Annotated in this window: 24 protein-coding genes; 11 read left to right on the forward strand and 13 right to left on the reverse strand. The window is 34.5% G+C overall.

The features are described 5' to 3' along the window. Positions 1–126: 126 nt before the first annotated feature. Positions 127–2,169, forward strand: a complete 2,043-nt coding sequence (locus tag HS129_01520) for a sigma 54-interacting transcriptional regulator (GenBank protein MBE7410734.1) — start codon at positions 127–129, stop codon at positions 2,167–2,169. Here the strand turns inward: HS129_01520 and HS129_01525 are convergent. From HS129_01525 to HS129_01555, 7 genes are all read right to left on the reverse strand, one after another. Beyond that, positions 2,166–2,984, reverse strand: a complete 819-nt coding sequence (locus HS129_01525) for a hypothetical protein (protein ID MBE7410735.1) — start codon at positions 2,982–2,984, stop codon at positions 2,166–2,168. The two genes, HS129_01520 and HS129_01525, sit on opposite strands and share 4 nt — an antisense overlap. 156 nt (positions 2,985–3,140) lie before the next feature. Beyond that, positions 3,141–6,158 carry a hypothetical protein gene (locus tag HS129_01530; protein ID MBE7410736.1) on the reverse strand — a complete coding sequence of 1,006 codons (3,018 nt, stop codon included), beginning with the start codon at positions 6,156–6,158 and terminating at the stop codon, positions 3,141–3,143. A gap of 69 nt (positions 6,159–6,227) precedes the next feature. Then, on the reverse strand, positions 6,228–8,732 hold the full coding sequence (locus HS129_01535) for a hypothetical protein (protein ID MBE7410737.1): 2,505 nt from the start codon (positions 8,730–8,732) through the stop codon (positions 6,228–6,230). Positions 8,733–8,820: 88 nt separating this feature from the next. After that, positions 8,821–9,210, reverse strand: a complete 390-nt coding sequence (locus tag HS129_01540) for a CoA-binding protein (protein MBE7410738.1) — start codon at positions 9,208–9,210, stop codon at positions 8,821–8,823. Between the two features lie 3 nt (positions 9,211–9,213). Next, the gene (locus tag HS129_01545) at positions 9,214–9,843 is read right to left on the reverse strand and encodes a methyltransferase domain-containing protein (protein ID MBE7410739.1); all 630 of its coding nucleotides are present in this window, start codon (positions 9,841–9,843) and stop codon (positions 9,214–9,216) included. A 74-nt stretch (positions 9,844–9,917) separates the two neighbouring features. After that, entirely contained in the window at positions 9,918–11,510 is a 1,593-nt protein-coding gene (locus HS129_01550; GenBank protein MBE7410740.1) for a DUF1957 domain-containing protein, read from the reverse strand. Continuing rightward, entirely contained in the window at positions 11,500–12,180 is a 681-nt protein-coding gene (locus tag HS129_01555; protein MBE7410741.1) for a DUF4912 domain-containing protein, read from the reverse strand. The genes HS129_01550 and HS129_01555 overlap by 11 nt, the downstream gene beginning before the upstream one ends. 188 nt (positions 12,181–12,368) lie before the next feature. Between HS129_01555 and raiA the strand changes: the two genes are divergently transcribed. The 3 genes from raiA (at position 12,369) to HS129_01570 (ending at position 14,337) form a co-directional block, all read left to right on the forward strand. Further along, positions 12,369–12,656 (forward strand): ribosome-associated translation inhibitor RaiA, encoded by a 288-nt coding sequence (gene raiA / locus HS129_01560; protein MBE7410742.1) that lies wholly within the window; start codon positions 12,369–12,371, stop codon positions 12,654–12,656. Between the two features lie 12 nt (positions 12,657–12,668). Then, entirely contained in the window at positions 12,669–13,622 is a 954-nt protein-coding gene (locus HS129_01565; protein ID MBE7410743.1) for a hypothetical protein, read from the forward strand. Between the two features lie 166 nt (positions 13,623–13,788). Beyond that, positions 13,789–14,337, forward strand: coding sequence for a hypothetical protein (locus HS129_01570; GenBank protein MBE7410744.1), 549 nt, complete (start codon positions 13,789–13,791; stop codon positions 14,335–14,337). Here the strand turns inward: HS129_01570 and HS129_01575 are convergent. The 5 genes from HS129_01575 to HS129_01595 form a co-directional block, all read right to left on the reverse strand. Beyond that, positions 14,334–14,687 (reverse strand): iron-sulfur cluster assembly scaffold protein, encoded by a 354-nt coding sequence (locus HS129_01575; protein ID MBE7410745.1) that lies wholly within the window; start codon positions 14,685–14,687, stop codon positions 14,334–14,336. The two genes, HS129_01570 and HS129_01575, sit on opposite strands and share 4 nt — an antisense overlap. Before the next feature lie 55 nt (positions 14,688–14,742). Next, the gene (locus tag HS129_01580; protein MBE7410746.1) at positions 14,743–15,066 is read right to left on the reverse strand and encodes a hypothetical protein; all 324 of its coding nucleotides are present in this window, start codon (positions 15,064–15,066) and stop codon (positions 14,743–14,745) included. 88 nt (positions 15,067–15,154) lie between these two features. Beyond that, on the reverse strand, positions 15,155–15,553 hold the full coding sequence (locus HS129_01585) for a hypothetical protein (protein MBE7410747.1): 399 nt from the start codon (positions 15,551–15,553) through the stop codon (positions 15,155–15,157). Between the two features lie 70 nt (positions 15,554–15,623). Continuing rightward, positions 15,624–16,421 (reverse strand): hypothetical protein, encoded by a 798-nt coding sequence (locus tag HS129_01590; protein ID MBE7410748.1) that lies wholly within the window; start codon positions 16,419–16,421, stop codon positions 15,624–15,626. A 148-nt stretch (positions 16,422–16,569) separates the two neighbouring features. Continuing rightward, entirely contained in the window at positions 16,570–17,016 is a 447-nt protein-coding gene (locus tag HS129_01595; GenBank protein MBE7410749.1) for a hypothetical protein, read from the reverse strand. A gap of 453 nt (positions 17,017–17,469) precedes the next feature. Here HS129_01595 and HS129_01600 point away from each other — a divergent pair, with 453 nt between their 5' ends. The 5 genes from HS129_01600 (at position 17,470) to hslU (ending at position 21,796) form a co-directional block, all read left to right on the forward strand. After that, positions 17,470–17,727 carry a transposase gene (locus HS129_01600; GenBank protein MBE7410750.1) on the forward strand — a complete coding sequence of 86 codons (258 nt, stop codon included), beginning with the start codon at positions 17,470–17,472 and terminating at the stop codon, positions 17,725–17,727. Between the two features lie 298 nt (positions 17,728–18,025). Further along, positions 18,026–18,436, forward strand: a complete 411-nt coding sequence (locus HS129_01605) for a transposase (GenBank protein MBE7410751.1) — start codon at positions 18,026–18,028, stop codon at positions 18,434–18,436. A 378-nt stretch (positions 18,437–18,814) separates the two neighbouring features. Beyond that, complete coding sequence (locus HS129_01610; GenBank protein MBE7410752.1) at positions 18,815–19,693, forward strand: tyrosine-type recombinase/integrase; 879 nt, start codon at positions 18,815–18,817, stop codon at positions 19,691–19,693. Between the two features lie 12 nt (positions 19,694–19,705). Next, the gene (gene hslV / locus HS129_01615; protein ID MBE7410753.1) at positions 19,706–20,239 is read left to right on the forward strand and encodes an ATP-dependent protease subunit HslV; all 534 of its coding nucleotides are present in this window, start codon (positions 19,706–19,708) and stop codon (positions 20,237–20,239) included. A gap of 147 nt (positions 20,240–20,386) precedes the next feature. Continuing rightward, on the forward strand, positions 20,387–21,796 hold the full coding sequence (hslU, locus tag HS129_01620; GenBank protein ID MBE7410754.1) for an ATP-dependent protease ATPase subunit HslU: 1,410 nt from the start codon (positions 20,387–20,389) through the stop codon (positions 21,794–21,796). A gap of 116 nt (positions 21,797–21,912) precedes the next feature. On the opposite strand, the gene HS129_01625 is transcribed toward hslU, so the two are convergent. After that, positions 21,913–22,749 carry a hypothetical protein gene (locus HS129_01625; protein MBE7410755.1) on the reverse strand — a complete coding sequence of 279 codons (837 nt, stop codon included), beginning with the start codon at positions 22,747–22,749 and terminating at the stop codon, positions 21,913–21,915. 79 nt (positions 22,750–22,828) lie between these two features. Between HS129_01625 and HS129_01630 the strand changes: the two genes are divergently transcribed. Then, positions 22,829–23,089: a hypothetical protein gene (locus HS129_01630; protein MBE7410756.1), complete on the forward strand. Its 261-nt coding sequence runs from the start codon at positions 22,829–22,831 to the stop codon at positions 23,087–23,089. Continuing rightward, the gene (locus HS129_01635; protein ID MBE7410757.1) at positions 23,086–23,961 is read left to right on the forward strand and encodes a metallophosphoesterase; all 876 of its coding nucleotides are present in this window, start codon (positions 23,086–23,088) and stop codon (positions 23,959–23,961) included. The genes HS129_01630 and HS129_01635 overlap by 4 nt, the downstream gene beginning before the upstream one ends. The last annotated feature ends 46 nt before the right edge of the window (positions 23,962–24,007 follow it).

The following is a 24,007-nucleotide window of genomic DNA, read 5'->3' on the forward strand; positions in this document are numbered from 1 at the left end:
GCTTTTTGCAGACTCGCCGAAGATAAATTTTTCTTGACCTGTGTTTTACAATTTGTTTTTTTTAAGCAAATGGATTCCCATGAAAATTTAAACCCCCTTTTATCCATACACGAAGTATCTATTGCAATGAATTCCACTTTGGATCCGGACGGACTTCTTGAACTGATTTTAGACAGGTGTATTCAATTTTGTAGAGTAGAATCCGGTTCTTTAATGCTTGTCAACCAAAAAGAAGGTATTTTAGACATAGTAACTTCCAGAGGGTTAAACCCTGAGGTAAAAAAAGAAGTAAGACTGAAAATCGGTCAAGGTGTTACGGGAATAGTTGCCTCAACAGGAAAAGGAAAATTGGTAAACGACGTAACCAAGGATCCGTGTTATATTTCCATTAAGAAGGAAATTCAATCCGAGTTAGCAGTCCCTATGATTGTAGAAGATGTTGTGATTGGGGTGATCTCACTGGATTCGAATAGGGTTGGGGCATTTACTCAAGAGCATCTGACAATACTTTCTATCCTTGCCAATCAAGCTGCACAGATTTTTAAAAATCTTCAGACCTTTCGTAGTTTGGAGCAAAAAAATAAAATCCAGCAAGTGTTAATCGAAATATCAAAAGTAGTTACATCTTCACTCGACATGGAAGAAATCTTTCATTCTATTTTGATGGTCATGGAAAAATCTTTGAAACTTGAAAAGGGAAGTCTTGTATTATACAATCCGACTGAAGAAAATTTAAAAATAGTTGCAGCCGTTGGATTAAGCTCTGACGAAATGGAAAGAGGAATTTACCACACGGGAGAAGGAGTTACCGGAAAAGTTTTTGAATCCGGTGAGCCGATAATTATCCAATCGGTAGCAAGAGAGTCGTTGTTTTTGAATAGAGTAGGTTATCTTTCTCATTTTGATTTGAATCCTGAAAATATTAGCTTTCTCGCTGTTCCTGTAAAAAGCGATCACGCCATTATCGGAGTGTTGAGTGTTTTTTTTGCTCAATCGAAAAATACAGATTTCCCTACGCTCTTGGATTTTTTGCAGGTGGTTGCATCAATTATTTTTCAAGTAATTAAAATTCAGCATTTGGTCGAAGAAGCAAAAAAAGAAATCTCCAGAGAAAATATTCTTTTAAAAAGAGAGCTAAAGAAAAAATATAAATTTGGTTCTTTAATCGGAAAATCAAAGTCTATGGAAAAATTATTTGAAAAAGTTCAGATTGTTGCAGATTCAAGGGCTTCTGTTTTGATTACTGGAGAGTCTGGAACTGGGAAGGAAATGCTTGCGTCTGCGATTCATTACAACAGCAATCGTGCAGACAAACCTTTTGTAAAAATTAATTGCGCAGCGATTCCTGAAAATCTTTTGGAAAGCGAGCTATTCGGTCACAAAAAAGGTTCGTTTACCGGAGCGGTTGCAGACAAAAAAGGAAAGTTTGAAATGGCAGACGGGGGGACGATTTTTTTGGACGAGATTGGAGAGTTGGATTTGAATCTTCAGTCCAAGCTGTTAAGAGTTTTACAAGAAAGAGAGATCGAAGCAATTGGATCTATAAAGCCGAAACAAATCGATATTCGAATTCTTGCTGCTACAAATAATGATTTAGAAAGACAAGTCGCAGAAAAAAAATTTAGGTCAGACTTGTTTTATAGATTGAACGTAATCAATTTTCAGCCTCCACCTTTGAGAGAAAGGACAGAGGATATACCACTTCTCATTTCTCATTTTATAGAGAAATATTCTAAAGAGAATAGTAAGGGTGTAAAAGGGATATCAAGAGAAGCCAATAAAATCTTAAGGGAGTATTCTTGGCCGGGAAATGTCAGGGAGCTGGAAAATATTATAGAGCGAGCAATCGTTCTTACTCAAAATGAAATTTTAGATGAGACTGATTTTTATGAAGTAAGTGAAAAGTTGATAAAGCCGCCAGATTTTAAAAAAGAAATAAGTCAAGGGAAGTTAAGTGAAACAGATGAATCTATTTCTTTATACTCACCTGTAAATTTAGATGCGATAGACGGAAGAGCTATGGAGGTTGTGGTGGGAGAGGTTGAGTCTAGGCTAATTCAATTTGCATTAAAAAAATTCAAATACACAAAAACTCGTGTAGCAAAATATTTAGGAATAAACAGAAATACCTTAGACAAAAGAATTAAAGAGTTAAAGATAGAATACTAAGGTTTTTTTTCTGGGCTGGGTATGGGTGGATCTCTTCTCTGGTAGGCACGATCAATATTTTCAAGTGGAGTTGCAAGTTCATGGATTTCCGGTTTGTCCCAAATATCTCTTAACATATTTTCTCCACTAAGAGTTAAGAAATTGTTATCGTGGTGGATTTTGTTGAATTTTTCTTTTTTAGAAAACATAGCTCGATTGATTTCGTGTTTTATTTCTTCAAATTTAGTTAATTCTGCATCAACAGGATAATCAGACTCATACATCAGAGCCAAGAGCACAATATATTTTCCGGATTGCTTTAGAGACTTCAGCGCCTCTACCATGTCTTTGATCTTCAATAAGTATAAATAGGGTCTTGTATTTTTAGCAGAAAGAATTTTTTGTTCTCCTACTGCAAGGTCTCTCATCCCGAGACGCATATAAAAAAGAGCTTTTTTGTTTCCGGTTTGAACTGCGTATTTTCCAAGTCTGGAAAATTCTTCTTTTAGAAATTCAATATTTTTATTCAATAAAGATTGATAAAGCACAATGATCAACTCTTGCGTATGACGCACTTCAGTGTATGATTTGCCCACTTCAAATTGCAGATAGAGGATACTCGATTCTATATGATGTTGGATACACCTTTTAAATAATTTTTTATCGTTTTCATCTCCAAGATTAGAAACAGAAGAATTGATCGCTGTCAGAAAATATTCATTTTCCTTGATCCCATTTGCAGATTTTACTAATTGAGTGGCTTTCGTGCTATCCTGATTTGCAAAAATATTTATATGGATAATACAAAGTAGTAATACAATAATTGTCTTCTGCACAATTTTATTTTCGGAGACAATAGTGCTATTTCTCTATAAATTTCCATTTTTAAAAAAATATATTTATTAAAATAGGTCAATAAATTCTAAATGGTTTTCTTTTTTGTAAATATGTCTTATTTTTTTTAGTTGCCTATATGTATTTTCACTTTTTATTTATTCACCTACTATAAATTTTTGGTTAGGAAGTTCTCCAAACATTTCAGGAAAATATAGAGCTTCAATTCTTGTAGAAGGTAAAATAAACAAACCTTCCTGATTGAGTCTAAGAGTGTATTCTATCGTTGACTCTCCTTCTGAAAGATATTGATAATAAGCTCGATAGGTTTCAAAACTTTTTTCCTCGTAAGCGAGCCATCCCCCTTTTCTATTTTCTTCCGAAAAAAGTACGGAGTCTTTTCCGGGAATAGAGCCTAAAATAGAAGAGCCGGAAGGAATCGGATCCGAAATCACGACCCAAGTTTTTGGAGAGTCTGCCTGAATCTTTAATTTGATTCTGATAATATCTCCCTTGGACCAAACATCTGGTTTTTTTCTTTCGATAGCAACGATAGTTTTTTCAAGTCTATACCCTGCAAACAGTGGAGACTTTAAGGGAATCGCGGCTTTTGACTGAATCGTAACCCATGGACTTCCTTGACCTTTGTGTTTTATAGATAATTCCTTTTGTCCTGTAGAGTGTGGGAAAAAAACTTGATTCGTATTTTTATTAGAATTCCATTCAACACTTTCTTTTTTGTCGGATAGAATCAAATCAGTTGTTCCTTGAATTTCAACACTTTCAAATTCTTTGGAAAATTTTTCCATTGCAAGAATTCCAAGTGCGTTAGCTGTTGTGGTGTCCCAGATTCCACTCTGTTGGCGAGACAAAACCCCCTGCACAATTCTTGGAATATCTTCTTTCCATTTTTTTTGTTCTATGAGAGTGGAAAGTAGTCTTAGCGTATTGCCATCAGGGCTAACCATAAGCCACCAGAGATAGTCTTGTCTATCGGAAGAAAAGCTCATCACTGTCCCTTGTAGATTCATTCTTGTTCGTAAAATATCTTCGACTTGTTTTAATTTTATTTCTCTTTGCGGAATATCTTTTATTCTATAATGAATATTCCATAAATCGAGTAGGGCAGAGCCAGGCAATAGATTGGGATCCATTGAAATTGTAGAAAGTTGGCTTGGGTTTGCTTTTCCGTATTTGGTTAGTGCTTCGATTGCGATCAATTTTCTGATATTCAAATCTGCTGTTTGAAGTTCGTTTCTTCTGTAAAGAGAGCCATCTACAAATCTTTCAAGGGCTGAGAGCATCCTTAGTTTATTTATTTCGGGAATCTCCCAACCTGCGTCATGAGAAATTGTGAGTATATAAGCTGTTAAAACTTCACTCCCCATAGTACTGGAAGGAAAATATTTTGCAAGACCATCAGAATCTAAATAGGTTGAAAGGCTTCCTATAATTCTTGTCCAACTACCATGGTCTCTTAGTGCAATAGATTTAGAAATAGTCTGCTCTAAGCACGTATAGGGGTACTTTTGCATATAGTCTCTTACACTTTGAAGTCCTTCGGAAAGATTTTTTTTCAGTGTAATGTCTATACCACCTCTATTCGAAATAGAATCTTTCGGCATTTCTATTTTCTTGGAAAATTCTTTATCCAACTTGGTAATTGTAGCTTGGTAGGCTCTTACAGGAATTGATTCTGTAATTTTTTGTTTGACTTGCAATAGATCGGATTTCCCTGAATCTTCCTTGGCTTCTATTTTGTAAGTGAGAAATTGAAGTCCTGTGGGGGCTTTGAGCTTCCAACGAATAATTTTTGCCTCACCGGATTGGAGTGCATGATTTTCAGTTAATTGTAGGTTTGGAATTTCTTGGATAGAAGCGTGAACCGTTACATTCATATTTCTATCGGTTGCGTTTCGGACAGTAAATTCTGAGGTATAGTTATCGTCCTCTCGTGCGACAGGCGAAATCCCTGACAATACCATCAAGTCTTGAGAAGTTTGAATTGTGGTATTTCCATTTCCAAACAAATCGGCTTTAGAAGTTGCTATAGCAACAATTCTGAATTTGGTTAGAGAATCGTTGAGAGGAATTTCTACCTCTGCCTCACCTTTGGAATTGAGCAGAACTTTAGTTTTCCAAAATAAAAGAGTATCAAATAATTCTCTTGTAGTGTTTTCTCCACCTCCACCACCGGGTGGGGCTGCTTTGAGTCCGAAGTGCCTTCTTCCTACGATTTGCATTTGAGCGGTCGCTGTGCTTACATCGTACCCTCTTTCTTTCATTATCGCCGGAAGAATATCCCATGTTTGGTTTGGAGATAATTCTAAAAGTCCTTCATCCACAGCGGCGACTACTACTTCACCTTCTGAAACCGGGTTTCCATTGGGCATTGTGACTTGAATTTTTGTTTTAACTTTTTCTCTAACTCCGTAAACTTTTTGTGGGGTTGTTACATTGACTTTTAATTCAAAAGGTTTCCAGCCTACTTTAATTTTGGATATTCCCAAGCGGTACGAAGGTTTTCCAAGATCGACCATTGCCGTAGGTTTGATCTCTCCTATCCTTCCTCGAATAGCAAATACAGAAACATATACGTTAGGCGCATGGATTTTCTTGATTGGGATTTCTATAATTGGAGATTTTGAGCTAAGGTTTCTAACATAACTTTCCATAACTCCTTCTCTTTCGATAGTAACTAAAGCGGTTGCATTTTTAAAAGGAGTTCTAATCTGGAATTTAGCAGTTTCTCCTATCTCATAAAAATTTTTTTCGGGCAATACATCCATTCTATCGTTGTCTTCTGCGTGGAACCAGAGGTCTTTTTCAGACTCTATCCACACCTCTTGATTGCTAAAGCTAATCTTTCCTTCGCTATCGGTAGTACTCGCTTGAAAAATAATACTCCCGCTTACGGACAATTTTCCTGAGCATGTCAGAATTCCGCTTGAATTAGTATTCCCTTTGCAGAATTCTCCAACTTTTTTTATTTCATCAAAATGCTCATAAGCATAAAAGCCGCCCACTAATTTTTTTCTATGAGAGTAGATCTTTCGCTCAAAAATTTCTATCTGAACTTCGGCATTTTTTACAGGTTTATTTTTTAGATCAATAACTGCAGCCGATATTTTGGTAGATTCTTTTGACAGAGTCCATGAATTTGGTTTAATTCCCACAACTCTCTTAGATGGGTAAACAGATGCTTGAGAGAAAGTAGTTTGTACTTCTCCATTTGGGTCTCTGTATTACATCTCTAAATATACGTTAGCCGGAACAGTAAATTTCGGAAGGCTATCAATCTTTATTCTTGCACTACCTGAATTGTCGAGAACCAATTCTTTCGTTCTCAGGTTGGATATACCATTTCTAGGAATTTCTGAATCTTCTTCCGAATTCGAGTATTGTGAATTTCGAGTTTTCTTTTCTTTGACAGGTCTTTTTCCAAAATGGAATTCTTCAAAACCCTTGATTTCTCCAAAGTAGAGGCTAGAGACGTAGTGCCTGATTTTTATAGGAAGATTCCCAGATCCCCCACCAGACAAGTATTGTACAAATACATCTATGTTGAATTCTTTTGGATTGACAAGAATTTCTTTAGGAGGTTGAATAGACCCTTTCATTAAAGGTACTTTAAATTCTTCAACTCTAAACTCTGCTGTTTCCCAACCACTGTAATCAGTTTTATTTTTTAATAAAGAGATTGTATAAGTCCCGAGTTTGGCTTCTTTTGGAATATTCCATTTTGTTTCAGAATCTCCAAAATTAGTCCAATTCAAATCGAAGAAAAATTTTTCGTTACTGCCTTCGTGCTTGATTCTTAGAAATTTCGGACGAAGAGTATCAGACAAGTGAGAAATTCCCTGCATACTTGTTTTACGAATTATATTTTTCATGTAGACAGTTTCGCCGGCACGAAAAAGAGTTCTGTCTAAAATTGTATGTGAAGTGGTTGAGTTCGTGATACTTGGGTAGGAATAAACATTGAATCTCCAGTTTTCGATTCCTTTGTCCCAAGAAGAGTGAACAAAAGAAAGGTCATCAGAAGTTTCGGCTGTTACCAATACCCCGCTATCGTAACTATTGTATGAGCACCGAGAAACCTTGTCTTTCCACACACTTTGAGGAAGTCTGGAAATTCCGTTTAAGTCTGTTTTTGATTCGGAGAGGATATTGTTCTTGCAATCGCGTATTGTAATTGTAGCATCAGGAACCGGAAGTCCCTTGTCCAAAGAAGTTACCCAAACTATAGAGCCTTCTTTGCCCCATTTTAAATGTACTGCCATATTTGTAACAAGAGCTGATGTGGGAACATACATTGGAGTTTTTTCGGGAATTAGAGAAGCTCCAAGAATTGCACTTTCTATTTCTACTACATAGAACCCGCTTTCTTTTAGAGGAATACCGATTACTTCAAATGCTTCCTTACCGTTTGGTTTAGGAAATTGAAAATATTCCGGGTTGCTTCCCTCAGCAAAAATTGACCTATCCCGATTGGACTGTGAAATTCTTTTTAGCCAGTGTAATATTTCATTGTTTGAAATTCTAAATTTTTTACCTGTAATATCTTTAGCTGTATTGGAATTCTTAGTTTCTGTTTGTAGTATTTTTGCTTGGATTTCTTTTTCTATATTTCTGACTGTAACAGGCAGTACGGGGTCTGCATTTTTTTCTATGATTCCGAATTTCCCGGAAAATTTTGCAAGAGGTGGACTTTGGTCTATTTTGATTTCATAAGAAAAGGAAGTTCTATTTTCTAAATGCCTACCGGAATCGTCTTTGATTTCTGCCGGCAACTCAATTTTTATTTTTGAATTTGGAGGAAAGGGTGGTGTAAATTTGATGCTATTCACAAATTCAGAATTTTCATTGTCTTCATAACTTTTCTTTGCGAGCCAAACATTGTCACCCGACCTTAAAAGTATTTGCCTTGCGGTTTTCCAAGATATAGGAGAAGTAAAACGTAAATACATCGATGAAATAGGAATGCAACCTGACTTAGGATTTTCTCTTTCACAGGAAAACTGAATAAAAAAAGGGCTTCTAACCGAAAAATTTAAAATCTGATTTTCTGTAGTCTGTACTCCTGTTTTTGATGTGATCCCTTTTCCCCAGACTAAGCTGACATTTGAGCTGTTCGGAAAATTGGTTCTGGGTTGAACAAGAATTAATTTAGAGTGATTCGATAGGTATTGGCTTTGTAGTATTTTTTCTCTTAAACTTCCAGTAACGATTTTTGCTTTTACTTTTTGTTTTAATCCTTGCACCGAGAAAAAAAGATTCTTTTCAATGGATTCTTCCTTAGTTTCTGCATCTATATTTAAAATAAAAATCTGGTCTTCATGAACTTCTGATCCTTCATAAGGAGTAGAATATCCAACAGAAGGTCCTCCTGTAGAAAAAAAGAATTTCTTTTCACCAGTGATTTCTTTTCCGGAAAGCGTTTTTATTTCTGGCTTTAGGGTAAAATTGCAATTGATTCCTGCAGGTAGATTTGTATTGAATTCATAAACAAAGTTCAATGTGTCTATCCATCTGGAAATTCCCTTCACGGGGCAATTGATCTGAAAAGGCTCGTTCAGTGATCGAGGATCGCCAAAGGGAACCATCTCTTCACTAAAACGAACCTTTACTTGCTTAATTCCCTTCACTATTCCTGTTGGAGAAAATGAAATAATTTTAGCTTCTTTTTCTGCAAAAATAGGATTCACAAAAAAAAGAAATAAGAAGAAAATAAAAAGCAAACTTTTCATAGATAGATTCCTTGCAAAACAGGAAATTTTTATTTCCGGTAATTTTTAGAAATATAAATATTTATTGTTTTTATGTAAACTCTGTTTTTTAACGAGTTTGAACCATTACACAGCTATGAGCGAGGTAATTTTTTTTATTAGCTTCTAATAGTGAAATAATTTCTTCACTTTCTGCTCCGGGTTGGATCCAAAAGTTATCAAATCCAGAATTGATTGCGTCTCGGATAATTTCTATTCCGATTTTTGGAGGAACTACAAAGTTTAATATATCCGGTTTTACATTAGGTTCATGGATCGTATGGTAGGCTTTGTCATTTTCTATAGTAGTGGCTTTTGGGTTGATTCCATAGACTTCTATATTTTTTGATTTCAGATCCCGGTAAATTGTATTGCCATACTTAGTTTTATCGTTTGTGGCACCGATTAAAAAAATTTTTAAGTCTTTCTTTTTTAGTTTTTCTAAAACAACATTTTCCATTTTTCAATCCCTCATTTCATAGATTCCGTAAATAAATTCTTTGTTGGCAACTACTTCGAGTGCATAAACAAATTCACTCACTCTTAATGCTTTGACTATATCCAATTTGTAATCTTCTGCTAAAAATTTCATTTTATCAAAAGAAATTTTATCTTTCATAGGAGGGCCATGCGCAAATTCTGTTTTTATCCAGTCAACGACTATAAGTCTTCCTCCCTGTTTCATGGAGCGAATGAGTCCATCCATAGCAAGCCCGGGGTCTGCAAATGTAGAAAGACACATAGATGAAAAAATACAGTCCGGTGTAGGTGTCCATTCCGGTAGAATAGGGTGGTCGGATTTGTCTAAGTAGAATGGAGTGAATCTTTCTATTTCATCATTAATTTTTTTTTGAAGGAGCATATCCAATAAGTCTTGCTGGTAGTCGATTCCCCAAACCCAAGCGTCTTTAGGAAGGTACTTGAAATAGTAAGGAATAAAAAAACCAAGACCAATTCCGAAGTCAACTAAATTTCTAACCTTGTCAATTTTAAAATTTTCAAATATTACAGACGGCTCACAAATTTCTTTTCTCTTACTCGATACTAGAAACTCTTGGTACTTCATACTTTCATAGTATTCAAGATCGCTCATTTTGATCCTTGGATTGAATTAAGTTTCACAAAATCAAAAATCTTATTTTTCAAAATTTGATTCAAATATATATATTAAGTGTAGTCTTCAAACTTTATATCAGGAAATATAGGGTGCTCTTTTTCAATCTCAGAAAGTCTTTCTTCATCAATTTTTTCTTCTTTTATCATATTGGCAAGCTCGTTGAATAGATTGATATGAACCTTAGTTCTTTTTACTGCATAGTCAACCATGGTTTTTGTTTTCATAATAAAAGCCCAGTCTGAACTTTGCCCAAGCAAAAGCTCTCTTGCCATCTGGTTTAACACTCTTCTGAATATTTCATTCGCAGTGCCTTTGTATTTATGAGAATATTCATTCATTAGAACCGAAGAGGTTAGCAGATACCTGTAGATCCAGTCATTGGTTGAGTTTAACCATACGTCAGAATATCCGTCTTCTCCCCAACTGGAATAGTCCATTTTTACACTCTGGACTCTTGGAAGAAGTGCGATCACATTCATCGGATGGATTGTATCAATTTCATTTTGATCGAAGTGGATTTTCTTAAATAAAAATTCTAAAAATTTTGGTCCCTCATACCACCAATGCCCGTAAAGCTCTGCATCGTAAGGGGATACAATGATTGCAGGTTGACCATTTTTATTTTTTAGATTTCTGCATTGCTCTATTCTTCTTTTAAGAAAATCTTCTGCATGGCTACCACAAGCCTCTGTTGCCCAATCTGGGTGGTAGTAATCCTTATAATCTGTTTTGCCTGTAATCCTATGGTATTTGATTCCGGTATTGGATCGAATCGTCTCGACATGAAGATGGGGCTTGATGTATTCATAGTCCAAGTCAAACCCAATATCTCTGTAGTATTCCCTGTATCGAAAATCCCCCGGGTAACCTTCTTTTGCACTCCAAACCTGAGAAGAGCTTTCTTCGTCTCGTCCAAAACTAAATACACCGTTTCCGATTTCTACGGGCGCATACACTCCAAATTTAGGACGAGGTACAGAGTGATCGATAGCGTGGCTGTCAGAAAAAAAATACCTGAATCCTTCACCGGATAAGATTTTTTCGAGTCCCGGGTAATAACCGCATTCAGATAGCCAAATCCCTCTTGGATCGTGCCCCCAAGTTCTTTTATAAACTTTCCGACCGATTCTGATTTGAGCAAGTACACTGGAAGGCTCACTTTCCATTAGAGGTAAAAAACCGTGTGTTGCCGGGCTTGTTATCGTCTCCAAATACCCTTCTTGATGAAATTCTCTAAAACCATTGATAATATTTTTATCTAATTCCAAAAAAACTTTTTTTACTTCTTCAAAATTGGCTAAGTAAACTTGAGAAAGATAGTTTAGATGAGGATCATAGACAGTTCTTTTCACTTCTTTGTTCGCAAGTAAAATGAGCATGTCAATTTTTTTGATAAAATTTTCTTGCAGGTATTCGTCCTCTAACATAGAAATCAGTGGTGGAGTAAAAGACATTGTAATCTTAAATCGAACACCTTCTCTCTTCAAGTTTCTGAATGTATTGATGAGGGGAATGTAGGTTTCAAGGATTGCTTCATTCAGCCAGTTTTCTTCTAAAAAAGGCGTGGAATAACCAGGGTGCCTCACATAAGGAAGGTGAGAGTGTAAGACTGGAATTAAATACCCTAACTTTTCATTGCCCATGTTTAGACGACCCAAAGGATGAGCCTAAAAAGGCTCGATTTTCTTTTTCTTCTTTAAAATTTTCACTAAACTTCCACAGTCCTTCTATATTTTTGATCCAGCCCTCACTGATCCACTTCTGATGAACCCAGTCCAAGTCAATTTCAGTGGAAGGAGAATTTGCAGGAAGGTTGAGAATCGCCGATTTGAGTATCGAAATATACCTTCCATCCGGACCTACTACGCACACTTCCACTACTAAATTTTTCACAGGAAAATCAAATTTCATATACCAGTTGTTTGTAAATGGTGGAAGGGAAATCTGATAATTGTGAGTTTTTGCATTTTTAAATCCTACGCACAATTTAATATAGGAATTATCCGAAATTGTATTTAAAGAAAATAGAGCTTTTTCTAAGGTAGAGTTGGAAATTTCCCAGAATATAAAAACTTCTTTTGGATTCTTTTGAAGAATTTTAACAATGTCCCTGTCTATAATTTTTGGCAAATCATTCATTGCAGGGTCTTCATAAATTCTAAGACGTGTCGGTTGGAGCTTTATGGTAGATTTCTCGGATGGAACTCTTTTTTTTCGTGGCTTTTTTTCTACCGGAGCTTTTTTCGCTTTTGGAATCTTCGGAGTAGGGCTTTTTTTCTTTGTTGCTGTTTGTTTCTTTTTGGGAGTAACCATTTTTGACTCCTCGAGCCGATTAGTAATTTCAATTTAGGAATCACTAATAGAGAGTCAAGAGTTTTATTCTTAGAAATTTTATGATATTCTACAATTTTCTAATACTTTATTTTTTAGAATTATGATTTTTTATTTGACTAAGATTTTAGTATTCTATCAGGATAAAAGAAAACAATAAGGCAGTGTTTATGAAAATAAATTATACATGGAAGCATGTAGATCGTTCAGAATCAGCAGAAGAATACGCAGATAAAAAATTTCAAGTAATTACTAAGTTTACTCATAAAATCATTTCATGCGATGTTTCGTTTGAATTGAGCCATGGAACTATTCATGCCAATTTAAAACTACATTCCGATGGAACGGTATTCAACGCCCAGAATTCTGAAAAGGATATCTACGCATGTATTGATGGTTTAGAGTCCAAAATCCACAGGCAGTTAGAAAAATTTCATGATAAGAAATCAAGTCATTAAATTTTAAAGTAAATGAATCCTCCCGATCTCAGTTTTCACAATGCAAGGGAAATTGAAGAGGCAAGCGAGTATCTAAAAGAAGGGGAATTCGAAAAAGCAAAAACTATTTTTTCTAATCTTCTTGATAAAGAACCTGAAAATCCTGATTTTATTTCAGGATTTTTTATTTCTGGGTACTGGGACAATCGGATTGAATTAATTTTCAATTCAAAAGAAGGGAAGGATAGAGCCTCAAGGCTTGTTCAATTATTTGATGAATTTGAAAAAGAAGTAAGCCAGAGAAATTTTTCAAACAAAACATTTCTTTCTTTTGTAACTGAATGCGTTCTTGGCGAAGCCTCTTCGCAATTTAGGAAAGCATACCAAAGAGAAGGGATGATCGGACTGGAGCCGAATCACCTTATTCAATTAGTTCGTTGCCTGATGAAAATTGGAGACTATACCAATGCAAAAGAAATTTTAGAGTATTCAAAAAATTTTCACAAATCATCTGGAGAGATTCGTTTTTTTGAGGCAGAATGTATCTATCATCTTGGAGATCACAGGCAAAGCAGGGTATTGTACCGAGATGCGATGCTTCTTGATCCACTTGCCATTCGCCCTGAGATGGTAAATTCAGAGCCTTTGCACTCTGCGATTTTATCGATTTCCAAAGAATATTCTGAAATAGATTTTAAGGAATATCTTCCTGTGTATTGTCTCGAAAAAAATATATTTACAGAAGTAAAAAACTATTCGGATGTAGAAATACAAAATTTTATAAAAGAAATTTCTCGTCTTGAGGAAAGTTTTAATTCTAAGATTGAAAAATATTCCTTTAAAATTAGGTGTAGAATGATTCAGCTATTGGTCACGATCTTGGACTCTTCCTTCAAGAAAAACTTAGGAGTATATGAAGAGGCAAAGCACAGGTTGGAGTGCATAGAGCCGGGTTTTTTAGAGAGAAGAAATAATGCAAATTCGTAAAATTATCAAAAAAGTAAAGAATTCTGTTTACATAGCTGTAAGTCGTCAAAGTTTTGTTTAAACTATGGATAAATACAAAAAATTTTCTATCTTACTTTTATTCGTCTTCTGGAATTGCTTCGAATACGAAGAGACGATTTATTTTAAAAAGGGATTTTCTGGTTTTGTGGAAATTGCCTATACAGTTCCTATCAAAGAAAGGTCCAAAACATCCTTAATAAAATTTTTACCGGTAACGGAAGAAGATGTAAACAGTAGGATCAACAAAGGTTTGTTTGCTAAAAATATAAAGGTTAGAGACTTTTCCGTAAAATTTTTGGAAAAAGACGAGAGAGAAGATGTAGTCTATAGAGAAAAAGCAAGAGTGTTTTATCGGTTAGATTTTAATGAATTGAGTCAGTTAGACGGAATCTTACTCGGATCACTTTTTGTACAGAAAAAAGGGAATTCCATAAGTATCAAAAGAGAATTCAAGTCTGTCAGTATGTCTCCTCCGAACCCGACACCGGGCGAGAAAAAAATCTTTACTGAATCTATGAGATTGTTAAAAGACGGGTATGTCCATTTTCGTGTAATTTTCCCTATTGCGGCTGAGTGTAGATCCAATAAAGGAGAAATAAGTCTCGGACTTTTATCTTATAAATTTCCCCTTACAGATACAGTCGAAAAAATTGGAAATAATCTTTGGAATTATTCTATTACTACTGCCTATTAAACTATTTCGTCTAACGCATTGTTCAAGGCAGAGATCACAAATTCCGGATAGTATTTTTTTCTGGGTGGAAATTCAAACACAGATTCAATATTCTCCGGCTTTAGACTTCTTGCTTCTTCAATAGTTTTATTTTTGATTAAACTAACCAAGGTTTCCAGAGCAACGATACTAAAGCCGCAACCGGTAGATATATAAGAAGCATCTACAATTTTTCCGTTTTCTAAATTTAGATACAATTTGTAATTGTCTCCGCATACAGAATTTTTATAAACTGAATGAATTGTAGGGTTGGTTAGCTCTCCAAAATTCTGTCTATTGTCATTGATTTCTTTAAACCGAACATAATCCATATTTTTTAATATAAGCCTTCAATCGAGAGATTGATCTTCATCAATTTAAGTCGTATTAGTGTACTTTATCTAAAATTCTTTCCAATAGCCTTTTGTTGAACTCGTCTGACTGTTCCCAACGTGAATGCCATGCCGTAAGTATATCTTGAGTTGACCTGCGAGATTCTTCGATTGACCGATTCAGTTGGTTTCTGGATTCTTCAATTGACCTATTCAGTTGATTTCTGGATTCTTCAATTGACCTATTCAGCTGATTTCTGGATTCTTCTATCATCTGGTTTGTTTCTTTGCTGGATTTGAAAGAAAGATATCCATAAAAAAGTCCTATTGCTGTTATGAGAAACCCGGCAGGATTTAAAAAATTCCAAAACTGTTCCATAAGGAAATAATAGAGAATGGATTTTATTTGTCAAGACTGAATCTCTGGACAAATTTAACGAGTGTATTGTAAAAATTAGTAGGCTATATTATTTTTTTTCAGAAGCAATTCTAAAACACAAAACACTCAAGAGTAGGGTTATGGGAGTGAATAGCAGAGATTCTAGTTTACTAAGCGAAAAAATATTTCCAATGGTATTTAAAGCGAACAATAATGATAGCCCGTAAATCATGATTGTGATAATTTTTTCCGATATAAATTTTTTAATCAGATTGGCTTTCATTCCTATAAAAAACATAATTATCAGTAGGATAGAAATTGAGACTATTTCAAAAATAACCATCTGCGAGTTGTTTTCGATTCGGCCTCCCCAAACAATGGAATGAGGTATGACACCTGCAATTACCAATAAATGATAAAAAATTGCAGATATAAAAATACATAGTGACGTATTCACTGCTAAACGAAATGGAATCTTTTGTATCATAGAAGGACAAGTTTTTTAGTAGTTTAAAAATATACAAGTAGATAAAAAAGCCTTTTCTATAAGACAGTATTTATTTTCTCTTTGACGAATCTTGTTCTTTTGGGGAACTTTCAAGAGATGTAAGTAAGTCAATCAGAGATATTTTTGGGTTTCTCATTATTCCCCGGTGGGGCTGCTCTAAGTCCATTGTGACAGTAAAGACAGCAGTAACGAGTAAAACATAAATTAAAATTTTCCGTAACTTGTGTATTAGACGCTCATGTCCACCAGTTAAACGACCAATAAGAAAGCTACTTACCATTCCAAAAATAATCAACATAATTATAATCGTATCTGCAATTTGATTCATACTGCCGTAATAGGCTCGATCGTGTGTCATTACTATACCGTTGAATCCATTTATAAGAGGAGTGTGGATTGTATTGCTTTTTTTTTCGGAAATAATATATTTCAAAACATCTGCAATCTTATTTTGAATTTTGCGAGCGTCACTCGTGATTTCCTTCATTTTCTCATCGTCAATTTTTATTTTGCCAAACAGAATTCGATTTTTAGTATATTCAATTAAAAGTGATTTTATCTTTTGATATTCTTGGTGCTCCAACATAGAAGAGGTAGCCGCAAAGTCACCGATTGAAATAGCTTCGTTTAATAGGAATTCTTTGCGATGCTCATAGCGGTCTGCGGCTCCGGAAAAAGAAAAAGCTAACAGTAATGCAAAAAGCGCCATAGTCGCATCTTCTACACGAGACGATGAATCCGAATCATCCTTTTTTTGAAAGACAATACCAAGCCAGCCGGTTAATAAAAGCAGAATAAAAAAGTAAACACCTAATTTCCAAGCATCTATATGTAGTATAAAACTCATTTCAGTTTCTTATTAGAAAATACCTATTAATTAGGCAATTATAAAATATGAGCTTTTTTAAAAATTCAGAGATTGAATGAAATTTTTTTTATGACTATGATTACTATCCTGAATCTATGTTTAACTATTTTTCTAGGAGTATTTTTTTTTAGCCCTCTGACGTTAAGAGTGGGCTATGTGACTTTAGAATTCGAAAGTGCGTTAGCTTTCCAAATAAACGAATAAATTTTACTTTAAAAAACGAATATTTTTCACTTCCAAATATTTTTGTCTCGTTCTCTTTACTACCTTGTGGTTCTAAAATGAATAGAGATAGGTTATTTTCTAATTTTATGCAATACGTATTGTTAAAAATAAAGGAGTTGTATTCTATCGAATAGTTTAATTCCTCTGCAATTTTTCGTAAATCCAGTTTATTTAAAATCTCTGTAGTGATAGGTCTTTTAGAATCCCAAAAAATGAGAGATTCTAGTAATTCTTTTACTAGAGAAGAATTCAAAAGTTCGTAAATAAATTTTGCTTCTTCTAAACTCTTACAAGAAATAAAATTACAGGTATCATCAACTTGATTGGGTTTATTAAAGTACGATTCCAAAATATTAAATCGAATATTTTTCTGCTCTTCTTTATAAGGTAAAAAAAGTTTGCTTTAGAAAAAAATTTTATCGTTTTTTAGAATTTTTTCTTCAGTTTTACGTAAAAAGTCCTAAATCTGTATTAAATGTGTAATCTCTTGAAATCCCCTAAAAAAGTGGAGTTCCCACATTTTTGCGTGAAAGGTGAACAATTGGTATAAAGCATGCATTTTACTGAAAAGAGTGGAGATCCCACATTTTCACACGAAAAGTATAAAAACTGCACTAAATGCGAAATACTATAAACTATACTAAAAATGACCTGCCTGCAAAAATTCAATAAATAGTTGAATGAAAAACTTGTTTTTCATTCATATACTCTATGTTTCTGCAAAATACCCATCACCTTCAAGGCAGTCTATTGGATCCTGAACAAAATTTGAACAGTACGTTACGAGGCGTATTAAAAACAATTGGTCCTAAACTTTTACGAGAAGATATTTAAGAATATCAACGAGAAGGATTTTAGATGCTTGTATCATCCTGTTTTTGGTCGAAGTAATTTTCCTGTAAATATTTCGGTAGCCATTGATATCATAAAAGAGATGTATTCTCTGACAGATGAGCAGTTGTATGAAAATTATCACTTCAATTATTTGTATCAGAAGGTGTTAGGAGTCGATGATATTAATCGATATAGTTTTGCGAATATGAAGAGCGAACGGGTATAAATCTTTTCGATCGAGTTTTTCAAGATGGCCGTGATGCAATTATTGAGGAACTTGGCTTGAAGAATTCAACGCAGAGAATTGATTCTGTGATGCGGCGAATATCGAGCGGATGAATCGCCTAACGTTATTCTATAAAGTTCTGAGTAATCTGATGAAAGTTTTGCAAGAATTAGAAATTAAGCCTTCAGGTGAATTGGATTCAATTTTGTCTCAGGAAGAGGACGGTTTCTGCTATCGTTTGCCCAAGTCTCAAGTGTAAGATCGGACAGAACAACTTGGAAATTTTCTGTTTATCTATGTGAAACGTTTCGAGAATGACGAAAAAGAAGACGTAAATTTTGTAGCGACTGCAATTCGCGGGAAGGAAAATGAGAAAGAACTCGACTCTCTTTTCTTTACGTTATGCGACAATGGATTGATTGAACAATGTCCAAATGATGAAATCCCTAAATCCCAAAAATTAAAAGCTGATGGAACTTTAATTGCAAACTTTGAATCAAAAAAATGTGCGTCATGTCCGTTAAAAGAAAAGTGCGTTGCATACAAAAGTGAAAAGCAATCCCGAATAAAAATTGATACGAAGCGGAGATGGTTGGATGAAAGAAATGCAAAGTTCAAATCCGGAGAATATCAGACTTTATGTAAATTGCGTCCACCGGTTGAAGGTTTGATGGAAACTAAAACCAAAATATCTGAAGGGGCGAACTAGGGCTCCGTAAAGTTGGACATCGCATGATTTTGAGGGCAATCGGAATCAATTTTAGACGATATGCGACACACATCGCTTATTTTTTCAAAAATTTGTTATTCCCATGTGAGAATGAGTTTCAATTGTGCGATTTTGAGACTCTGCCCGCCTTATGAGAAATCTTTTTAAGGCGGGTCAACTATTTCCAAGAAAGACTTTTTGCAGGTGTATCCTTAATCTTCAATCAAATTTACAGGCTTTATATGTCTCTTAACTCGAACTCACGTTAAGTATAAAAATGCTCTTTGAACAGATGAATTACTCCGATAAAGAGAAATGGGAGAATAAAAAAAATTGAAAGAATTTAACATAAAACCCCCACAAGAATGTACAGAAAAAATGCTTGAATGCTGGAAACAGTTTTCTATATATATCGAAATCGAAAAAAATTATTCTATTCATACGAAGGCCGCCTACCTAAAAGATTTGAGTCTTTTTTATGAGTTTTGCATTCAGGAAGGAGTTGATTTTTTGGAAATTGAACCTATAGATTTTCGTTCTTTTTTTGCCCATACTTTAAAAAAGCAAGCGATGGATAAAAAAACTCAATCCAGAAGACTTTCCTCTTTGCGGACTTTTTACAAACTTTTACATAGAAATGACCTCATAAAAGAAAATCCTGTTTTAAGTGTTCGATTTCCAAGAACAAAAAAAAATCTTCCAAAAAATTTTAGCCCTTGTGAGACGGAAGATTTATTGGAGCACAACAATTTAACACCTAATCTTGAAAAAAGAGACAAAGCTATTTTAGAAATTTTATATTCGACAGGGATACGTGTATTTGAACTTGTAGGAGCCAAGCTAACAGATTTATCTTCAGATATAACTACACTCAAAGTATTAGGAAAAAGGCAAAAAGAAAGATATGTATTTATAGGCGAGCATGCAAAAGAAGCTCTACAAAATTATTTAAAAGAGAGAGAAGTGTCCAACAATTCTGAATATATTTTTTTAAACCAAAAAGGAAAAAAGCTTACCACCAGAGGGATTCGTTATATTTTGAGTACAAGAAGGAAATTAATGGGATTTGATAAGACAGTAACCCCTCACAAATTTCGACATACATTTGCAACTGATCTATTAGACGCAGGAGCTGATATACGTGCCGTTCAAGAATTGCTGGGGCATGCCTCTCTTTCTAGTACTCAAATTTATCTAAATGTTTCTAAAGATAAACTCAGAGAAGTCTATCGCAAATCCCATCCTCACGCAAAATAAAGGAAATACAAATTGGAACAATTTCACTCAACTACAATCTTATGTGTTCGTAAAAATGGAAAAGTTGCACTTGCGGGAGATGGGCAAGTTTCTATGGGTCAGACTATTATGAAACATTCTGCCAAAAAAGTAAGACGGCTTTTCAACAATCAAATTGTATCCGGGTTTGCAGGATCGGCTGCCGATGCATTCACCCTGTTTGAGCTTTTTGAAAAAAAAGCAATCGAATTCGGTGGGAGTCTTTCAAGAAGTGCTGTTGAGCTTGCAAGGGAATGGAGAACAGATCGAATGCTTCGTCGATTAGAGGCTTTATTGATTGTAGCAGACAAAAACGACTCTTTCCTAATTTCAGGAACAGGAGATGTTATTTCACCAGACGATGGAATATTAGCCATTGGTTCTGGCGGCAACTATGCTTTGTCGGCAGCAAGAGCCTTGTATGCAAATACAAGCATGGAGCCTTTTGAAATTGTCAAAGAAGCTATGAGAATTACTGCGGATATATGTATTTATACCAATGACAATATCACAATTGAAGAAATTTAAGAAAGTTCCCTACAGTTAAATTGTGTTCAAATAAACTCTTGTAAAATCATTGTATTAATTATACATTGTTGTATCTTTAAAAATAAAGAATAGGGAATGTCTTCTAAATATAGTTTAAAATTAAATTTTTTTATAGGTAATATTTAAATGAATGAACTAAAAAAATCTTCTGAAATTGCGAAAGAAATTGATCTGACTCCGAAGCAAATCGTCTCCATGCTTGACGAGCATATCGTCGGACAAAAGAATGCAAAAAAAGCAGTAGCTATTGCTCTTAGAAATAGATATAGAAGAAGGAAGTTAGACGAAAGCATTCGTGAGGAAATCTACCCTAAAAATATTATAATGATTGGTCCGACCGGAGTCGGAAAAACCGAGATTGCAAGAAGGCTTTCAAAATTATGTGGTGCTCCTTTTTTAAAAGTAGAGGCTACTAAATATACAGAGATAGGTTATGTGGGAAGAGATGTAGAGTCCATGATTCGTGACCTCGCTATTGTAGCTTTAAACATGGTAAAGGCAGAGTTTCGCTTGCATGTTGTTGAAGAAGCAAAATCCAGAGCAGAAGATGTTATTTTAGATATTCTACTTCCTGATCCATTCAATAAGCCAATTTCTTTAACTGAGGATTTTAGTCAGGAAGAAGAAGAAAGACGAAAGAAATTTTTAGAAAGCCGCGAGCTTATGAAAAAAAAATTAAAAAGCGGGAAGTTAGACAATCACGAAATTGAAATAGACCTAACTCCACCCCAATCTCAACTTCCTTCTATGCAGGTGTTTGGTGCTGTGAATATTGAAGAAATGGACGCACAAATTCAAAACATTCTTGGAGACCTCGTTCACAAAAAAAACAGAAAGCGTAAACTGCCTATTAGTGAAGCGTTAGGCGTAATAGCTGATCAGGAAGCTGAGAAATTATTAGATCAAGAAAAACTACACAGAGAGGCTTTAAAAAGATCAGAAGAAATGGGAATTATTTTTATTGATGAGATTGATAAAGTAGCCGGAAAAGAGTCTCGAAGTGGAGTAGATGTATCAAGAGAAGGTGTACAGAGGGATCTCTTACCGATTGTAGAAGGTGCGACTGTAAACACTAAAATTGGACCCATCAAAACGGATCATATTCTTTTTATTGCAGCCGGAGCATTTCACATGTCAAAACCAAGTGATCTTATCCCTGAATTGCAAGGCAGGTTTCCGATTCGAGTCGAGTTAGAAAAACTTGTCAGAAATGATTTTATTAAAATTCTAACTGCTCCAAAATCTTCTCTGACAAAACAATACCAAGCTCTTCTCGGTACGGACGGAATTGAGTTGGAATTCTCTATCGATGGAATAGAAGAAATTGCAAATATTGCTTACGAAGTAAACGAGAAAAATGAAAATATTGGTGCAAGAAGACTAAACACAATCATGGAAAAACTTTTAGAGGAAGTTAGTTTTCAAGGGCCTGATTTAAAAGCATCAGAAAAGAAAATCAAAATCACCAAAGAATACGTTTCTAAAATACTAAAAGAAATAGTCGAAGATAGGGATTTAAGTAAATACATACTTTGATACCTATTTAAAAAATCACTGAGTTCATCCTTTATAGAAAAATTCAATGTCCATTTTGTAAACTTTCCGAAGAAATACCATTATGTAGAAACTTTAAATAGACTAATTTAAGAAAACTAAAAACTAATATCAGCCTTTAAAGCAGCAATAGGGTATCTAAGATATACAGTTGTAGCCTTTGAACTTGTGGTTATTGTAAAATGATCCAAAGGATCAACCCCAATATTATAATAACCCTCGTCTATCATCGCTATCCCAAATCCTGCACTCTCCTTCTCATCCAAAAACTCTGGTCTGAAGAAATCTGCAGATTTACCTTCTTTGTACAATTCGTTGTGTTTTTGTCTGGACTCTCCAATTCTTTTTAAATCCAAAGACATGATTGGCGCATCGTTACGAATTCGAATAAAAAGTAGATCATCTGTAACCTCAATTTTTAATGAAATTTTTAGATTATCTTTTTGTGTTTTCTCTCTAATAAAACTAAGTAATTCTTTTTCATCGTCTGTGAGTTCAGTTTTTTTAACTCTAATTTTTTCCTCTAAGGTTAAAATATTTTGGATTGTTTTTTTCACTTTTTCAGGGACAATATATCTCTGCATTGCATCTCTAAGCGGGCTTGTGTCCAATATCACCTGAAGCAGATGCTCTGTTTCTTTTTCATCTTTTTCTTTCTGAATTAACTTTTTATAAAGCTCGTCTTTGAATATTACAAAACGAATATTTCCTTTCAAAGCATTCAATAAGGCTTCCATAAGCCCACTGAATATATGAAAGGATGCCAAAGGATTTGCGCCAATTTTTTCAAGAACTCCATTTAAGAGTTGTGACAAGCAATCTCTCGTTTCTCTGGTTAATCCTTTGATTTCCAAAGAAAAAGTCTTTCTTTGGACTAAATTGTCAATTTGATCTAAGATTTCTTCTCTTGTCAGATATTTTCTACCATTTCTCATTTTTTGTTTTCTTTTTAATGTATTTATCTAAAATGCCATAAGGAATGCAAGTAGGAATTTTTTCAAGAAACAAAGAATCATGATAAAAAAAGAAAATTTATTCGAGCTTACTACCCCTGATCTGGGAGACGCAGAGAAGATAGAGTTAGCGATTTGGTACGTAAAACCGGAAGAAAACATAGAAAAAGGGCAAGAGATCCTAGAGCTTGTAACGGATAAGGCAGCTTTTCCAGTCGAATCTCCCTATTCTGGAAGACTTATAGAAATTTGTATCCCAAAAGGCTCTAATGTTCAGAGAGGGCAGGTGCTGGGGGTTATGGAAATTTTGCAGGACTTATGAAAATCATACATATTTCAGATTTACACTTGCCTATCTCTATTCCAATTTTTTCTCTTTCAGGGAAAATGATTCTTGGCTACATAAGCTACACTTTGCGAAGAAAAAAAAAATATCCCGAAAAAATTTTTTCTGCAATTCTAAATAAAATCAAAACTACAGACTACGATTGTCTAATTATTTCCGGAGATATAACCAATGTGTCTTCTGATCTTGAATTTCAAAATGTATCTAAAAAGCTAAGCCCGATTCTGGACGAAAGAGTTTTTATAATTCCCGGAAACCACGACAGGTATGTAAAAAAAGCTCTACGTCCCGTTGATCTATTCGAAAAATACTTTGGACAATTCACTGGAGAAAAAACTTTTGAAGAAGAAAACTTTTATCTTAGGTTTAAAAAAATAAAGAGTCATTGTATCATAGGTTGGGATTCCAATTTTCCTAACTCAATGATAAAAGCGACGGGATATGTAAATAAGAAAGTTCTCATCAATTCTAAAAATCTGCTACACACACTAAACCTAAAAAATCCGATAATTGTTTGCCACCATCCTCTGTGGAATCCTGAAGATAAAAATGAATCTTCTTTTCACCGACTTTCCAATAGAGAAGAGGTAATCACCCACTTAAAAGATATGTCGCCTATCGTCTATCTTCACGGTCATGTTCATTCTAATTGGGTAAAGCATTCAGATGAACAAATTCCATTCCCGATAGTAAACTCGGCTTCTAGTCCAAGAATATCTGATGAGTGTCATAATAGTGGTTTTCATATCTTGGATATTCATGATAAGAAAATTCAATTTACAAGATTTCATTATTCTAAACAAGAAAATCAAATGATCCAAGATGAATTGATTCAGTATTCAAAATAATAAGAGGATTGGGATAAATTTTTGAAAATTATGAGATAATTTAAGT

Source organism: Leptospiraceae bacterium, assembly GCA_015075105.1.
GTDB lineage: Bacteria > Spirochaetota > Leptospiria > Leptospirales > Leptospiraceae > JABWCC01.